The sequence below is a fragment of the Streptomyces sp. NPDC004752 genome (assembly GCF_053601275.1).
This window is the reverse complement of record NZ_JBSGBN010000059.1, coordinates 1-15,144: the sequence shown is the minus strand read 5'-3', so window position 1 is coordinate 15,144 and position 15,144 is coordinate 1. Positions and strand designations below refer to the sequence as shown.

Genomic DNA, 15,144 nt, shown 5'->3' with positions numbered 1-15,144 from the left:
GGATCTGCCTCATGAATGCACCGGTCTCCTCGCCCAGGGCCCCCCGCCCCCGTCACCCGGCCGTGTCGGCCGCCACCTATCGCGCCGCCATCTCCCATCTGCCCACCGGGCTCACGGTGATCACCGCCCGTGGCCCGGACGGCCCGGTCGGCTGCACGGTGACCGCGGTGCTGTCGCTGTCCCTAGATCCGCCCAGTCTGCTGGTGTCGCTCGGCTCTCGGAGCCGGACGCTGACCGCTGTGCTGGCGGCGCGCTGCTTCGCCGTCAACGTCCTGGCCTGGCCGGACCGTGCCCTGGCCCATCAGTTCGCCACCGCCCCCGCCGACGCCCGCTTCGCCGGGGTCGACGTCCGGCAGATCAACGGAGCGCCGGTGCTGGACCGGTGCACGGCGGGTGTGGTGTGCGAGGTGCGGGAGAGCGTGGAACTCTTCGACCACACCGTGCTGGTGGGCGTGGCGACCTGGACCCGGACGGGCACGTCCGACCCCGCCGTGCTCTACCGGCGTGCCCACCACGCCCTCCTGATCCCGCCCGTGCACGGCCCGGCCGGCGGGGGTGCGCGGGTGTCCGGGCCCGCTGTCGCCGAGGGCCCGGCTGCTCAGGGCTGACGGGCCTGCCGGCGGCGTCGGTAGGCGGCGGAGTTGGCGGAGCTGCCGCAGCGGAGCTTGTCGCACCAGCGGCGGCTGGCGGCCCGGGAGCGGTCGAGGAAGAGCCGGGTGCAGGTCGGGCGGGCGCACACCCGGATGTGGTGGCGTTCGGCGGAGCCCAGCAGATCGCTCGCGGCGACGGCCAGGCTCGCCAGGACCTGCGTCATGTCACCGCTGCGGCGGACCTCGCCGATCGCCCACAACTGCGGTACCACGCCGGGCTGTTGCGCGGTGCGCCGGATCAGGGCGAGGTCGGCGGGGTCGGCGCGGGTCCCGTCCGGCACGCTCACCGCGGCCCGGTAGACGGCCTCGCGCAGTTCGACCGCGGCGCGGAACATCCCGGCGGTGACCTTCGGCGGTGCGTCCGACAGGCCCGAGTGGCGCACCCACCGTTCCAGGTCGGCCGGTGCCGTCAGGAGGTCCACCCGGTCGGTGGTGCGCCAGGACAGCGTGCCGGCGAAGTCGAGGGCGAGGTGATCGCTGACGAAATCGAAGTCCACGCCTCCAGTCTCGTCTGCTTCCCGCATGGTGCGCCACACCGGTCCGTCATACCCTTGACCGATGACGATGGACGACCGGAACGATGTCCCCCACCACCGCCCCGGCTCCGGCACCTCGGCCGCGGCTTCAGCGCGCCCGCCCTGCGAACCGGCCCTCGCCGCCCCGACACCGGCCGTCGGCGGCTCCCTCACGACCGTCGGCCTGGCCGTGCTGTGGGCCCTGTTCTGGGCCCTCGCCTTCATCACCACCAAGCTGGCCCTGCGGGACGCCGCGCCGGGCTGGGTGGTCGGTATGCGCTGCCTCCTGGCCGGTGCCATCCTGGTCACGCTGCGCCTACGTCATTTACCGGCCGCCCGCGGCGAACTCGGCCGCCTCACCCTCGCCGGGCTGCTCACCACCACCGGCTACCTCGGCGTCATGGGGTTCGCCCTGCCCCATCTGTCGGCCGGGATGGCGGCGGTGCTGTCCTCCGGCACGCCCCTGCTGGTCGTGACGCTGAGCGTGGCGAGCGGCCGGGACCGGCTGCGCCCGGTCCACGCGGCGGGACTGGTGCTGGGCGTCCTCGGCATCGTGATGTCGGCCGTGGACCGGCTGAACATGGGTGTGGTCAGCGTCGGCGGCATCGTCCTCGGCGGCTGCGCGGTCTGCTGCCTGGCCGTGGGCACGTTCCTGACGCCGTATCTGGTGCGGCCGGGCACGGACCTGCTCCTCGCGACCGGCTGGCAGTCCCTGACCGGCGCCGTCCCGCTGCTGCTGGTCACCGCGTTCACCGGTCAGTTGGTGCCGGCCGATCTGAGCGGCCGGCTCATCGGCCTGCTGCTCTATCTGGCGCTCGGCGCCTCCATCCTCGGGATGACACTGTGGCTGCTGCTGATCCGCCGGGTCGGCCCGAGCCGGGCCAGCATCGCCCAGTTCATGCCCCCGCTGTTCAGCATCGCGCTGAGCGCCGCCCTGCTGGGGGAGCCGGTCACGGCCCTGGAAACACTGGCGGTCCTGCCGGTCGCCCTGAGCACGGTACTGACGACACGGCGCTGAGAGCGCGACGCGCGCGGCCTCGGCAGGTCCGCACCGTACGGTCCTGCCGGGGCCGTCCACGCCCGGTGTCAGCGATCGCCCGCGAAGTCGAGCCCGTCGCGCCGGACCCAGCCGCCGGGCGAACCTGCTGAGCAGGGGTTCGCCGAGGCGGCGCGTGGCCCCCGGTCACGCCGCCCGCTTGAGCCTCCTGCCGACCCTGCTCGGCCAACGGACCGCGGCCGCGGCCGCCGCGGGCGCGGCGATTCGGCCCGGTGACCTCAGTCGGCTGCGCGGCGACGTGAACGGTGCCTGGACCTCTTGACACCACTCCACGCAGCGCTACTCCCTGGTACGGGCACGGCTGCCCGGACTGCCGGCCCAGGTCTACGGCTGCCTTGCCTGGCATTCCGCACGGCAGGCCCTGCCCTTGAGTGCTCAGGTGCACCGATTGACGTCGGCTTTCCTGCACAGCACCGGGGAGTTGTCGCATGCCTTGTTGGCCGCGGACCGGGCACTCGCCGAGGCCCGGCAAGCAGGGGACGCACTGCTCGCCGCGGCCTGTTTGCGCGGCTTTGGTGATGTGCTGCTGCGGCTGCACTCATCCGGCCAGGCTCGTGAGCTGTGCGTGGCGGAGGCCGACGGTCTGGCGCAGGCACGGAAAGGTCACCACGGCCGAGGCGGATGCGGAGCGTACCTGGCTCTATCTCACTGCCGCCGAGGCCGCCGCATTTCAGCAGGACCATCACGAGGCAGAGCGCCTCATGGACACGGCGGAGGAACCGGCGGCGGGCATCCGCGGCAGTGGCATACGGCTCGCGACGCCCGTGACACCGGTGGACGTCGCCGCTCACCGGGTCCGGGTCGAGACCGTGCTCGGCCGTACGACGCGCGCGCTGCGCCTGGCCGAACAGGTCGAGGAGGTCGACGCGTTGCACCGGGAGGGGAGGGTGCGGTTCTACCTCACCCTGGCCCGCACACACTTGCAGGCGCATGACCAGTCGGGTGCCGTGCTCGCTCTGATGCAGGCGGACCGCGACTGCGGGGAGGAGATGCGGTGCAACGTCTACGCCCGGCATCTGCTCCGACAGGCGATCTCTCAGGACAGCGTCACGGTTCGGCGCGATCTGCATCAGCTCGCGGAGAGCGCCGGGATCATGTGACCGCACCGGTACAACCGGCGCGCAGGCCATCCCAGACAACACCGAGCACCCGCTGGCGCTCGACCCTGCCACCGTCGTTGCGGTGCCGGGCGAGGATGAGGCCGGTGATCAGCGCCATGAGGTCGGCCACGCTGATGTCGTCGCGAATGACACCCGCCTGCTGGACCTGGAAAAGCAACTTGCACCTCTTTGCTGGAGAAGTGCCGGTACACCGTTTCGAGGTTTCATCCGCATTTGCCATGCAATGCCCCCTGATGGAACATCGACAACCAGGGAGACCGTTCCGTATCGTCTCTCCCGATCCTGCGGTCGGATTCTAGAGTGCACAACACGGACCGGGTCCGGTCCGTAGAGAGAAATCCATAGGAATCCGACGAAGGGACCACCGAGTTGAGCGCCTTACCGATTCCGCGCCGTCGTCCGGGCCGAACGGCCCTTGAGGTCTCCGCCCTCGGCCTGGGGTGCATGGGGATGAGTCAGACCTACGGGACTCCCAACGACGAGGAGTCCATCGCGACGATTCATCGCGCCCTCGAGATGGGCTGCAATTTCTTCGACACCGCGGAGTCATACGGCCCGTTCGTGAATGAGGAACTCCTCGGCCGGGCGCTGCGCGGACGCCGGGACGAAGCGGTGATCGCGACGAAGTTCGGCTGGGAATACGAAGGCACCCGGCGCGGCGCATTGAACAGCCGGCCCGAGCACATCCGCCGCGTCGTGGACGCCTCACTGTCTCGCCTCGGCACGGACCGCATCGATGTGCTCTACCAGCACCGGGTCGATCCGGAAGTACCCATCGAGGAGGTCGCGGGTACCGTCGGTGACCTCATCGCGGCGGGGAAGGTGGCCCACTTCGGGCTCTCCGAGGCCGGCGCCGGGACCATCGCACGAGCCCACAAGGTCTGCCCTGTGGCCGTGCTGCAAACCGAATACTCCCTGTGGGAACGCCACTTGGAGCAGGAGATTCTTCCCACGATCCGTGAACTCGGCATCGGGCTCGTTGCCTACTCCCCGCTGGGCCGGGGTTTCCTGACCGGATCAGCGATGCGTGCGGAGGACTACCCGGACAGCGACTACCGTAAGTACGACCCGCGCTTTCAGGGGACCAACTTCGACACCAACACGGCCGCCGCCGACGTGGTACGCGAGATCGCCCGCGAACTGTCGGCCACGCCCGCCCAAGTCTCCCTCGCCTGGCTGCTGCACAAGGGCGAGGACATCGTGCCGATCCCCGGCACGAAACGGCGCGTCACGCTGACCGAGAATCTGGCTGCTGCTCAGCTGGAACTCGACGCCCAGACGATGCGGCGCCTGGACGAGGCGCTGCCGGCAACGGCAGTCGCCGGGACGCGCTATCCAGAAAGCGTCATGCATATGAACGGCCGCTGATACACCGCCGCGCGCGTGAATTCCCCTGACGGGAAGAGGTACTGACGCTTCAGCTCGACGCCGTTTCCTGGCGTCAATTCGAGAACAAGCGGGGGAAACAATGTTCCGTAAGCTGCTCATCACTGCGGCGGCCGGGTCCCTGCCCGGCTCGTCGGTGGTGAAGTGGTGGGGTGCACGACGAAGTGCTTGGCGAAAATGCCGGCGTCCTCGATCTCGTGGCGGACCGGTCCGCACTGCATCGTGATCACCGCGTCCATCTGGTCCACCCGGTAGGGGGGCGCGGACAGGCCGATCCAGCGTCCGGCTTTCGCGCTGCGAATCGCGGCTTCGGCGCCCGGCGCCCCCACGGCGTGGCACTCGTCCACGATGACCAGGCCGTAGCTGCCCAGCAGACCATCGGGGGCGTCCCAGTGGGACAGGGGCTGGAGCATGATCAGGGCGACGACGTGCCCGCGCCGGTCCTTGCCCCCGCCGAGCGAGCCGATCAGCTGGTCACCAAGGTCGGGGAAGGCGGCGAGGCACGGTCGTAGCTGTGTGCCTGCTACGGACTGGTTCGGCCCCGCCTGGACACCTTCTACAACCTGTGCCAGGTGGGGCCGTCAGCTCGGAGCGGGCGGCTACGGCCAATCCAACAGAACCGCAGTCCCAAGGTCTGCATCAGTCAAGATCCGGACCATTCCCGGGCCAGCAGTCCCGGCAGGTCCCCGCGGCTGCCATATTCGCAGGTCAGCGAGCTGCTTGCGCTGTACCACCAGCAGACCAGGAACCTACTGGTGGTTCTCTTTCGTCAGGAGAGTGGCCGACCTGACGCGGCACGATTCTCTCCGCCGCGGCGCTACGCGCCTTTCACGGTCACTCGCACACTCGCGCCCCTACGGCCGGCGGAGGGCAACGGGCGGAACTCCGACGCTCGTTCCTGACTCAGCCGACGCGGCGGCCCGTCGACAGCTCGTAGGCTCTGCTCGCGCTCGGCCTCCCACATGGCTGCAAGGACTTCCGTCACGCGCCACAGCTCATCCACGGTCAGCTCTCGCCCACGAGGTCGAGGTCGTCACGAGACGCCTCCTGGGTGATCTCCGGAACGGGCCACTTGCGGTTCAACGGCAGGGACACATCCCGCCACCATGGACGCGCGGGGAGGTCCCCGGCGGGCTCGAAGGGCTGGCCCGGAACCGGGACGGCGACTGGCTGTCCGACTGCATCGGCTGCGGCCTTCGTCCACTCCCCCGGTTCGGCCCAGGCGTGCGTCGCCAGGTTGAAGGTGCCCCAGTGGATGGGCAGCAGCGCTCCGTGCGCCCGGCCGCCCTGGAGATCGAGGTGAGCGCGCACGCCCTCCTCGGGGGTCATGTGGATGTCGGGCCAGAACTCGCTGTAGGCGCCGATCTGGATCATCGTGGCGTCGAACGGGCCGTGCTCGGCTCCTATGTCCTTGAAGCCCTCGAAGTAGCCCGTGTCGCCGCTGTGGTAGATCCGGTGCCGGTCGCCCGCGACGGCCCAGGACGCCCAGAGGGTGTGCTGGGTGTTGCGCAGGCCGCGACCGCAGAAGTGCCGGGCGGGGGTGGCGGTGAGGGTGAGTCCGCCGACCCGCGTCGACTCGTGCCAGTCCAGCTCCCGCAGCCGGTCGGCCGACACGCCCCAGTGCTCAAGGTGGGCGCCGACGCCGAGGGGCACCGCGAACAGGGTGTCCGTACCGGCCAGCGCCTTGATCGTGGGCAGGTCCAGGTGGTCGTAGTGGTCGTGCGAGATGACCACGACGTCGACGGGGCCGAGCGCGGCGAGCGGCAGCGGCACGGGGTGCAGCCGCTTCGGCCCGGCGAACGCGAACGGGGAGCAGCGCTCGCCCCAGACCGGATCGAAGAGCACCCGGTGCCCGTCGATCTCCGCGAGCACGCTGGAGTGGCCCATCCAGGTCAGCCGGAGCCCGGTGGCGGGCGGCCGGGACAGGTCGGCGAGGGTCGTGGCGTGCACCGGGACCGTGCCCCGCGGGGCACGGCGGGGCCGCTGGTCCCGGTCGAAGAATGCCTTCGCGAAGTCCAGCGTCGAACCGGAGGGCCGGGTCCGGGCGGGGCCCCCGGGGTTCTGGAAGACGCCGTCCTTGAAGTGGGGCGAGTTACGGATGCGCGCCAGGCGGTCACCTCCCGGGTCGGCGCCGAAGGCCGCGGGCTGCAACGCGCGGAGCCCGGAGCTCAAGGAACGCGAACCGGACACGATACCTCCTGGTGGAGTCGGTGGAGTCCTCCATTATGGTCGGCCCCTCCGACAGTCCGGGGCCGACACCGGCCGACACCGACTCGCACTGACTGACGCTGACCGACGGCTCAGCAGGTGATGATGCGGTGACCGTCGCGAGAAGGCCCCGGTGCCCCCTCCCCCAGTACACGCCCTGCGCTGCGCCCTCGAGAGGCGGCTTCCTCGTGTGCCGGCCGCGGGCCGTGCGGCCGTACGTCGACAGCCGCCGGACCACCGGCGTTGACGAGGCACTCACCCGCGAACTGGTCCTGGACCGGGGGACGTTGACGGCACGGCTGCGCTGAGCGGTCGGCGCGCCGGGGCGGGATTCGGTGTGGGCCCGCCCCGACGGTTCAGGCCACGGATGCGATGCGCGTCCTGATGTCGTCCGGGGAGAGCGCGCCCTTGGCCGTCACATGGTCGCCCGAGGACTCGCCGCGCAGTCGGCGGCCGATCCACGGGACCAGGTACTCACGGGCCCAGTGGACGTCGTCGCGGCGCACTTCGAGGGTGCCGCGGGACGGGAGCGGCGGCCAGGGCTGTTCCGGGTCGGCCGGAACCCCGACGCCGAGGGCCTGACCGGCCCGCAGCGCTACGCGCGTGTGCCCCTCGGGCGAGAGGTGGATCCGGTCGTCGTCCCAGGCCCGGCGGTCCTGCACGGCCTTCAGGGACCACAGGTCGAGCACAGGGCAGCCGTACTGGTCGGCGATGGCCCGGACATGCCCGTTGTAGGTGGCGATCCTGCCGCGCAGATGCTTGAGCACGGGCACACCACGGGTGTCGAAGCCGGTCGTCACCAGCACGGTGCCGACCGCCGAGGTGAGCTTGGCCACGGCCCGCTCGAAGCGCTCCGCCACCTCGTCCGGGTCGGTGCCGGGACGGAGGATGTCATTGCCGCCCGCGCAGAAGGAGACGAGATCCGGCGCCAGTTCGACCGCCCGCGGGATCTGCTCGGCCACGATCTGGTCGAGCAGCCTCCCGCGCACGGCGAGATTGGTGTACCGGAAGTCGTCCTCGGGCCGGCGGTCCGCGAGCAGGACCGCGAACCGGTCGGCCCAGCCGACGAACGCCCCGTCGGGGCCGGGGTCGCCGACGCCCTCGGTGAAGCTGTCCCCCACCGCCACGTACGACCCGATCACAGCTGTGTTGTCACTCTTCGAATCGTCTGCCACGTCGGGCCATGATTCCCCTTCCGATGTGACCTACGCGATCGTAGGAAGGGATTGACGAACGGTGAGATAGGACACTCTCGAAGAGTTTCCCGATGTGGGAATAGGCCACAGAGCACGGGTGTTGGCCGGTGAGTTACCGGACCCGCCGACGGACCCGCCGACGAGCCCCCTGGCGGACCCGCCGGACGCATACGCCGCGGGTATGCCGAAGGCCGGGCCCGGGGATCGGGGTCCGGCCTTCGGGTGTGCAGGGGGGCGCCGTGGTCGTCAGACGGTGACGCCGTGCGAGCGGAGATAGGCGAGCGGGTCCACGTCCGAGCCGTAGTTCGGCGTGGTGCGGATCTCGAAGTGCAGGTGCGGGCCCGTCACATTGCCGGTCGCGCCGGACAGGCCGACCTGCTGGCCCGGGGTCACGGTCTGGCCGGCCGAGACGGACAGCTGCGACAGATGGGCGTACTGCGCGTAGTGGCCGTCGTCGAGCTTGACGACCACCTGGTTGCCGTAGGCGCCGCCCCAGCCCGCGGAGACGACCGTGCCCGCGCCGACCGCCTTGAGCGCGGTGCCGGTCGGGACGACGAAGTCGACACCGGTGTGGTAGCCGCTGGACCACATGCTGCCTGCCGCGCGGTAGGGGGTCCCGATGCGGGCGCCGTCGACCGGCAGGCCGTAGCCGGTGGAGGCGGCCGTGTCGGCGGCGTTGGCGGCGTCGGTGTGCTGGGCGACCGGAGCGCTCTCGGTCGACATGTCCGACGACGGCGACGGCGACGGCACCGATGGCGACTGTAGGGACTCGGCGAACGACGACTTCGCGGACGAGGGCTCGACGGACGAGGAGCCGCTCCCCGCCACGGCCCGCTCGCCGAGCGTGAGCTTCAGGCCCGGGTGGATCAGCGACGGGTTGCCGCCGATGGCCTCGCGGTTGTCCTGGTAGATCCGCTGCCAACCGCCGCCGATGTGCTGCTCCTCGGCGATCTTGGCGAGCCAGTCGCCCGGCCGCACCGAGTATGTCCGGGTGCCGGAGTCCTCGGCGGCCGTCTTCTTCTCGGCGACGCCGGCCACGGACCGCACGGGCTGCTGCGCGGCGGCGCCGGGCGCCGTCTCGGGGGTGGCGGCGTGCGCCCCGGCGGCGCCGATGAACGGCAGGGCCAGCGCGGCACCACCCGTTCCGACGGCGGCGATGCGGCGGGTGAGTCGCTGGGACTTGGGACGACGGTGCTTACCCTTCGCGGGCATGGCGAATTCCTCTCCGGCGCCTACGAGGTGAGCTGTCGGGTTCGGGCTGGAGTTGCCCGGCCGCGCGCAGCGCGGCTTCACCCCTAGCCGTCCCGGAGACCGGGACAGGCAGTCGCGCCTGGTGGGTCCCCCGCTCCTGCCGGGCACGGGTGGGTGGGTGTCCGGGATCCGGGCGGCGGCAGGATTCGGCGGTCCGTCCGGATGGGTGGCGAACGTAAGGGAGCAGGATGCAAACGGACAAGGAGCCGCTTCACTTGGTGCGCTTTTTACTTGATCCGTTGCCGGAATTCCCGGTCACCGTCCGTGCATTTGGATGTGGTGTGCCTGCTCAATTCCCGCGAGGAGAAGGCGTATTACGTGAACATGACGGACAACGCACCGTCACAGGTATGACGCTCCTCACGCCCCTCACCACATAAGCGGGCAACTCCGACAGAAGGGCTGGACGCGACACAGTAGAAGAACCGTCACATCCAGGCCACCGCGGAGCCCGGTACGCAACCACGGCCTCGTCCCCGCGCGGGTACTGCACCGCGCTCCTCACAACTGCCCACAGACTCGCTCACGTCTCCGCATCGTCAAGGGCGGCGGGCCTTGGTGGCAACGCCTGTGGACAACTCGTCGCCATGGGAAAACCATGTCGTAGGGTCGACGACATGCCCGCCGGCGAACCGCGTCGCGGGGTCCGACCGCGAGGAGCCTCCGTGACGCAGCAGGTCCCGTCGACCGAACCCGAACTGGCCGGTGTGCGCAACTTCCGTGACGTGGGCGGACTGCCGACCGCGGACGGTCGGCGGGTGCGCCGCGGGGTGCTGTTCCGCAGCGGCCACCTGGCGCACGCGACCGAGACCGACGCCGCGTTCCTCTCCTCCCTGGGCCTGCACACGATCTTCGACTTCCGCAACGCGGCCGACCAGAAGCTGGAGGGTCCGGACGTCGAACTGCCCGGCGTGCGCAACGTCAATCTGCCGCTGACCGACCCGGCGGACGGCGCCGAGTTCTGGACGATGGTCCGCGACGGCGACATCGGCCAACTGCGGCAGCTCCTCGGCGACGGCAAGGCCGCGAACCGGATGGTCGTCTCGTACCGCTCGATCATCGCGGAGCGCACCGCCGAGCACTCCCGGGTGCTGCACGCGCTGGCCGAGGACAGCGTCCCAGCCCTGATGCACTGCGCGGCGGGCAAGGACCGCGCGGGCCTGTCCATTGCCGTGACGCTGCTCGCCCTGGGCGTGGAACGCGAGGCGATCCTGACCGACTATCTGGAGTCGAACGCCAAGCACCGCCGCTACCGGGTGCGCCGCAGCGGCAGCGCGGACACCGCGTACACGCCCGAGGTCATGGAACTGCTCAGCCCGCTCTTCGACGCGCGCGCCGAGTATCTGACGGCGGCCGAGGAGACCATCGAGCAGACCTGGGGCGGTGTCGACGCCTATCTGGAACAGGGGTTGGGGCTGGCACCGGGGACCCGGGAGCGGCTGCGCGAGCGGCTGCTCGACTGACGGCCGCTCACCCGAGACCGCTCACCCCGCCGTCGCTCACCCCTTGGCGCCCACCTCGAACAGCAGATAGATGAAACCGGCCACGATATGGCCGACGGCGATGTAGATGATCAGCCGGATCCACAGGGCGCGGGGGAACTTCTCCTCCATGTCGGTCATGGCAGCTCTCCAGTGATGGGGCCCAGGCACAGCGCGGCCGTGGGACTCTGCAGCAGGGTGTGGACGAACAGGAGCTCCACCCCGTCGTGGTCCTCGGCGGCGAGGCGGTGCGGGGTCAGCGAGTCGAAGTGCGCGCTGTCGCCGGGCGCGAGGACATGGGCGGTGTCCCCGAGGCGCAGTCCGAGCCGCCCCTTGAGGACGTACAGCCACTCCTCGCCGGGGTGCACGCGCACGATGTCGCCCTGCGAGCCGTACGGCACGCGGACCCGCAGCGCCTGCATGCCGCGGCCGGACGCCCCCGCCTGCCAGTAGGTCCAGCCGCCCGCGCGGGTCGGCTCCATGGTGGCGGCGCCCACGATCGCGTCCCGGTCGGCGACGGTCTCACCGAGCAGCTCCGAGACGGTCGTATCGTAGATGCGGGCCAGCGCGAGCAGCATCGGCAGGGAGGGCTGGCGCTGCCCGGTCTCCAGCCGGGAGAGATGGGCGGGTGACAGCCCGGCGGAGTGCGCCGCCGCCTCCAGCGTGAGGCCGGCGCGGCGGCGCAGCGAGCGGAGCCGGGGCGCTACGGCGGGCAGCTCGGCTTGGGAGGAGCTCATAGCTCCATTGAGCCGCAGCTTTGCCCCTGCGGCAAATTTCTTGCCTCAAAGGCAAAAACTCCCGACCAGGGCGGTCACCGGTTGGCGACCGCCTGCTTGATCAGCGTCTTCCCGAAGTCCCACATCAGACCGCCACCGCTGTGCGCGTCGTCCATCACGGCGGTGAAGGCGTCCATGAACCGGTCCACCTCGGCCTCGCCGATGACCAGCGGCGGGATCAGTTTGATCACCTCCAGGTGGTCGCCGGAGACCTGGGTCAGGATCCGGTGCCGCTGGAGCAGCGGCACCACCACCATCTGCGCGAACAGGCCCTTGCGCGCGGCCTGCAGCATGGTCCAGCGACTGCGCAGCTTCAGCGAGTCGGGCCTGCCGAACTCGATGCCGATCATCAGACCCCGGCCGCGGACGTCGGCGAGCAGCTCGTACTTGTCGACGAGCGCGGCCAGCCGGGACCGCAACTGCTCGCCCGTCGCCCGGGCGCCCGCGACGATCCGCTCGTTCTCCATCACCGACAGCACGGCCAGCCCGGCGGCCATCGCCTGCGCGTTGGAGCCGAAGCTGGCCGAGTGGACCAGCACGCGGTCCATGGACGAGTAGACCTTCTTGAAGATCCAGTCCCGGCCGAGGGTGGCGCCGACCGGCACATAGCCGCCGGACAGCGCCTTGGCCACGCACACCAGGTCCGGCTGCACGCCGTCCTCGTGCTGGTACGCGTAGAAGTCCCCGGTCCGGCCGAGTCCCGTCTGCACCTCGTCGGCGATGAGCAGGGCCTTGTGCCGGTGCAGCAGATCCTGCGCCGCGCGCAGATAGCCGGGCGGGGCCTCGTGCACGCCCTTGCCCTGGATCGGCTCGACGACCAGCGCGGCGACGTCGCCCTTCGCCAACTCCCGGGCCAGCGCGTCGAGATCGCCGAGGGGTACGGCCGTATCGGGCAGCAGTGGGGCGAAGCCGTCCCGGAAGCCCTTTTCGCCGTTGACCGACAGGGAGCCGGTGGTCAGGCCGTGGAAGGCGTGGTCGCAGTAGAGGATCCGTGGCCTGCCGGTGGCGAACCGGGCGAACTTCAGCGCGGTCTCCACCGCCTCGGTGCCGCTGTTGCCGAAGAACACCCGGTCCAGGTGCGGGCTGTGTGCGAGGAGCTTCTCGGCCAGCAGTCCGGGCAGCGGCTGGCAGTCGAACCGGGTCAGGTCGGCGAGCTGGGCGTCGAGGACGTCGTGCAGCGCCTTGCGGACGACCGGGTGGTGGCGCCCCAGGCCCATCACCCCGAACCCGGCCAGCATGTCCAGGTAGTCGTTGCCGTCCGCGTCCCAGAAGTAGGCGCCCTCGGCCCGCTCGTAGACCTTGTCGAAGCCGATGGTGTGCAGCATGCGCGGGAGCTGGTGGTTCAGGTGCTTGGTGTGCAGCTCGTAGCGCTCGGCTCCGCGCTCGGCCAGGAGGGCGCCGAGGTCGAACTCCTTGGTCATTCAGCATTCTCCTTGACTGTGCCGTCGTTGTGCTCCCTGACGGCGAGGCTCGCGCCGATCCGTCCGGCGATCTCGACGGGGGTGAGACCGATGTCGGCCAGCACCTCACCGCGCTTGGCGTGCGCGAGGAACTGCTCCGGGATGCCGAACCGGCGCACCGGCACGTCGACGTCCGCGTCGCCGAGGGCCAGCGCCACGGCGGAGCCCACCCCGGCGGCCCGGCTGTTGTCCTCCACGACGGCCACCAGGCGGTGGCCGGCGGCGAGCCCGGGCAGATCCGGGTCGACGGGTTTGACCCAGCGGGGGTCGACCACCGTGCAGCCGATGCCGCGGGCCTGGAGCAGCTCGGCTGCCTGCAGACACACCGGGGCCATGACGCCGACGGCCACCAGCAGGACGTCGGGCCGCTCGGCCCGGTGCAGCACGTCCATGCCGCCGACGCGGTCGAGTGCCGGGATCCGCGGCCCGACCGCCTCCTTCGGGAAGCGGACCAGGGTGGGCGCGTCGTCGACGGCGACGGCCTCCCGCAACTGGGCGCGCAACTGGTCGGCGTCGCGCGGCGCGGCGATTCTGAGGCCGGGCACGACCTGGAGGACCGACAGGTCCCACATGCCGTTGTGGGAGGGCCCGTCGACGCCGGTGACGCCGGCCCGGTCGAGGACGAAGGTCACACCGCAGCGGTGCAGCGCGACGTCCATCAGGAGCTGGTCGAAGGCACGGTTGAGGAAGGTGGCGTAGACGGCGACGACCGGGTGCAGCCCGCCGGTCGCGAGGCCCGCCGCCGACACTGCCGCGTGCTGCTCGGCGATGCCGACGTCCCAGACCCGGTCGGGGAAGCGCTCGGCGAACTTGCCGAGGCCCACCGGGTGCAGCATGGCCGCCGTGATCGCCACGACGTCGTCCCGCTCCTGACCGATGCGGACGATCTCGTCGCCGAACACCGACGTCCAGGACGGCCCGCCCGAGGGCGCGAGCGGCTCGCAGGTGAGCGGGTCCATCACGCCGACGGTGTGGAAGTGGTCCTCCTCGTGTGCCAGGGCGGGCTCGTAGCCGCGTCCCTTCTCGGTGAGGCAGTGCACGAGGACCGGCCCGTGGAAGCGTTTCGCCCGGCGCAGCGCGGACTCGACGGCCTTGAGGTCGTGGCCGTCGATCGGGCCGACGTACTTCAGGCCCAGGTCCTCGAACATGCCCTGCGGGGCGAAGGCGTCCTTGAAACCCTTCTTCGCGCCGTGCAGCGACTCGTAGAGGGTGCTGCCGACCACCGGGGTACGCAGCAGGACGTCCTTGCCCCAGGCGAGGACCTTCTCGTAGGAGTCGGTCGTGCGCAGGGTGGCCAGGTGGTTGGCGAGGCCGCCGATGGTCGGGGCGTACGACCGCTCGTTGTCGTTGACCACGATGATCAGCGGGCGGTCCTTCGCGGCGGCGATGTTGTTCAGCGCCTCCCAGGCCATGCCGCCGGTGAGGGCGCCGTCGCCGATGACCGCGACCACATGGCCCTTCTCGCCCTGCACCTGACGGGCCTTGGCGAATCCGTCGGCCCAGCCGAGCACGGTGGAGGCGTGGCTGTTCTCGATGACGTCGTGCTCGGACTCCTCTCGGGAGGGATAGCCGGACAGGCCGCCCTTGCCGCGCAGCTTCGAGAAGTCCTGACGCCCCGTCAATAGTTTGTGCACATAACTCTGGTGGCCGGTGTCCCACAGGATGCGGTCGACCGGTGACTCGAAGACCCGGTGCAGCGCGACGGTGAGTTCCACCACGCCCAGGTTGGGCCCCAGGTGACCGCCGGTCCTGGCCACCGCGGTCACCAGGAACTCGCGTATTTCCTCGGACAGTTCACGAAGTTCCGGCTCGGACAGCCCCTTCAGGTCGCGTGGTCCCCGGACGCTCTCCAGAATCGTCACGCTCGGCCCCCTCTCGGTTCGCGCTTGCTCAACTCACTGTCACTGCCGGTGTCCCCGTGACGGTCGGGGCGCCGGTTGCGCCGCCGTCGGCCTCCATCTGCTCGGCGAGCTTCATGGCCTCCTCGATGAGGGTCTCGACGATCTTCGACTCCGGAACGGTCTTGATGACCTCGCCCTTCAC

Annotated in this window: 16 protein-coding genes, 1 pseudogene and 1 riboswitch; of the genes and pseudogenes, 6 read left to right on the top strand and 11 right to left on the bottom strand. The window is 70.6% G+C overall.

Features of this window, described 5'->3' with window-relative positions:
- Positions 1–11: 11 nt before the first annotated feature.
- Complete coding sequence (locus ACWEKM_RS24050) at positions 12–608, top strand: flavin reductase family protein (protein WP_451623263.1); 597 nt, start codon at positions 12–14, stop codon at positions 606–608.
- Here the strand turns inward: ACWEKM_RS24050 and ACWEKM_RS24045 are convergent.
- Entirely contained in the window at positions 599–1,147 is a 549-nt protein-coding gene (locus ACWEKM_RS24045) for a CGNR zinc finger domain-containing protein (protein WP_451623262.1), read from the bottom strand. The two genes, ACWEKM_RS24050 and ACWEKM_RS24045, sit on opposite strands and share 10 nt — an antisense overlap.
- Positions 1,148–1,208: 61 nt before the next feature.
- Here ACWEKM_RS24045 and ACWEKM_RS24040 point away from each other — a divergent pair, with 61 nt between their 5' ends.
- From ACWEKM_RS24040 to ACWEKM_RS24030, 3 genes are all read left to right on the top strand, one after another.
- Positions 1,209–2,183 carry a DMT family transporter gene (locus ACWEKM_RS24040; RefSeq protein WP_451623261.1) on the top strand — a complete coding sequence of 325 codons (975 nt, stop codon included), beginning with the start codon at positions 1,209–1,211 and terminating at the stop codon, positions 2,181–2,183.
- A 178-nt stretch (positions 2,184–2,361) separates the two neighbouring features.
- Positions 2,362–2,484, top strand: a complete 123-nt coding sequence (locus ACWEKM_RS24035) for a hypothetical protein (RefSeq protein WP_451623260.1) — start codon at positions 2,362–2,364, stop codon at positions 2,482–2,484.
- 292 nt (positions 2,485–2,776) lie between these two features.
- On the top strand, positions 2,777–3,322 hold the full coding sequence (locus ACWEKM_RS24030; protein ID WP_451623259.1) for a hypothetical protein: 546 nt from the start codon (positions 2,777–2,779) through the stop codon (positions 3,320–3,322).
- On the opposite strand, the gene ACWEKM_RS24025 is transcribed toward ACWEKM_RS24030, so the two are convergent.
- Positions 3,315–3,563 (bottom strand): SbtR family transcriptional regulator, encoded by a 249-nt coding sequence (locus ACWEKM_RS24025; protein ID WP_451623258.1) that lies wholly within the window; start codon positions 3,561–3,563, stop codon positions 3,315–3,317. The two genes, ACWEKM_RS24030 and ACWEKM_RS24025, sit on opposite strands and share 8 nt — an antisense overlap.
- 149 nt (positions 3,564–3,712) lie before the next feature.
- Here ACWEKM_RS24025 and ACWEKM_RS24020 point away from each other — a divergent pair, with 149 nt between their 5' ends.
- The gene (locus tag ACWEKM_RS24020; RefSeq protein ID WP_451623257.1) at positions 3,713–4,711 is read left to right on the top strand and encodes an aldo/keto reductase; all 999 of its coding nucleotides are present in this window, start codon (positions 3,713–3,715) and stop codon (positions 4,709–4,711) included.
- Positions 4,712–4,830: 119 nt separating this feature from the next.
- Here ACWEKM_RS24020 and ACWEKM_RS24015 read toward each other — a convergent pair whose 3' ends face one another.
- From ACWEKM_RS24015 to ACWEKM_RS24000, 4 genes are all read right to left on the bottom strand, one after another.
- The gene (locus tag ACWEKM_RS24015; RefSeq protein ID WP_451623256.1) at positions 4,831–5,142 is read right to left on the bottom strand and encodes a hypothetical protein; all 312 of its coding nucleotides are present in this window, start codon (positions 5,140–5,142) and stop codon (positions 4,831–4,833) included.
- 592 nt (positions 5,143–5,734) lie between these two features.
- Complete coding sequence (locus tag ACWEKM_RS24010; protein ID WP_451623255.1) at positions 5,735–6,919, bottom strand: MBL fold metallo-hydrolase; 1,185 nt, start codon at positions 6,917–6,919, stop codon at positions 5,735–5,737.
- 374 nt (positions 6,920–7,293) lie between these two features.
- The gene (locus ACWEKM_RS24005) at positions 7,294–8,079 is read right to left on the bottom strand and encodes an SGNH/GDSL hydrolase family protein (protein ID WP_451623299.1); all 786 of its coding nucleotides are present in this window, start codon (positions 8,077–8,079) and stop codon (positions 7,294–7,296) included.
- Positions 8,080–8,379: 300 nt separating this feature from the next.
- Positions 8,380–9,345: a M23 family metallopeptidase gene (locus tag ACWEKM_RS24000; RefSeq protein WP_451623254.1), complete on the bottom strand. Its 966-nt coding sequence runs from the start codon at positions 9,343–9,345 to the stop codon at positions 8,380–8,382.
- A gap of 4 nt (positions 9,346–9,349) precedes the next feature.
- A riboswitch (cyclic di-AMP (ydaO/yuaA leader) is annotated at positions 9,350–9,507 on the bottom strand.
- Positions 9,508–10,049: 542 nt separating this feature from the next.
- On the opposite strand from ACWEKM_RS24000, the gene ACWEKM_RS23995 reads away from it, so the two are divergent.
- Positions 10,050–10,847, top strand: a complete 798-nt coding sequence (locus tag ACWEKM_RS23995) for a tyrosine-protein phosphatase (RefSeq protein WP_451623253.1) — start codon at positions 10,050–10,052, stop codon at positions 10,845–10,847.
- A gap of 36 nt (positions 10,848–10,883) precedes the next feature.
- Here ACWEKM_RS23995 and ACWEKM_RS23990 read toward each other — a convergent pair whose 3' ends face one another.
- The 5 genes and pseudogenes from ACWEKM_RS23990 to ACWEKM_RS23970 form a co-directional block, all read right to left on the bottom strand.
- Positions 10,884–11,006, bottom strand: coding sequence for a DUF6126 family protein (locus tag ACWEKM_RS23990; protein ID WP_451623252.1), 123 nt, complete (start codon positions 11,004–11,006; stop codon positions 10,884–10,886).
- Positions 11,003–11,602 carry a helix-turn-helix domain-containing protein gene (locus tag ACWEKM_RS23985; RefSeq protein ID WP_451623251.1) on the bottom strand — a complete coding sequence of 200 codons (600 nt, stop codon included), beginning with the start codon at positions 11,600–11,602 and terminating at the stop codon, positions 11,003–11,005. The genes ACWEKM_RS23990 and ACWEKM_RS23985 overlap by 4 nt, the downstream gene beginning before the upstream one ends.
- Before the next feature lie 74 nt (positions 11,603–11,676).
- Complete coding sequence (locus tag ACWEKM_RS23980; protein WP_451623250.1) at positions 11,677–13,062, bottom strand: aspartate aminotransferase family protein; 1,386 nt, start codon at positions 13,060–13,062, stop codon at positions 11,677–11,679.
- Positions 13,059–14,963, bottom strand: a complete 1,905-nt coding sequence (gene dxs / locus ACWEKM_RS23975; RefSeq protein WP_451623249.1) for a 1-deoxy-D-xylulose-5-phosphate synthase — start codon at positions 14,961–14,963, stop codon at positions 13,059–13,061. Before dxs ends, ACWEKM_RS23980 begins: the two co-directional genes overlap by 4 nt.
- A 28-nt stretch (positions 14,964–14,991) precedes the next feature.
- Positions 14,992–15,144 (bottom strand): annotated as a pseudogene (locus ACWEKM_RS23970) (flavodoxin-dependent (E)-4-hydroxy-3-methylbut-2-enyl-diphosphate synthase); the annotation flags it as partial.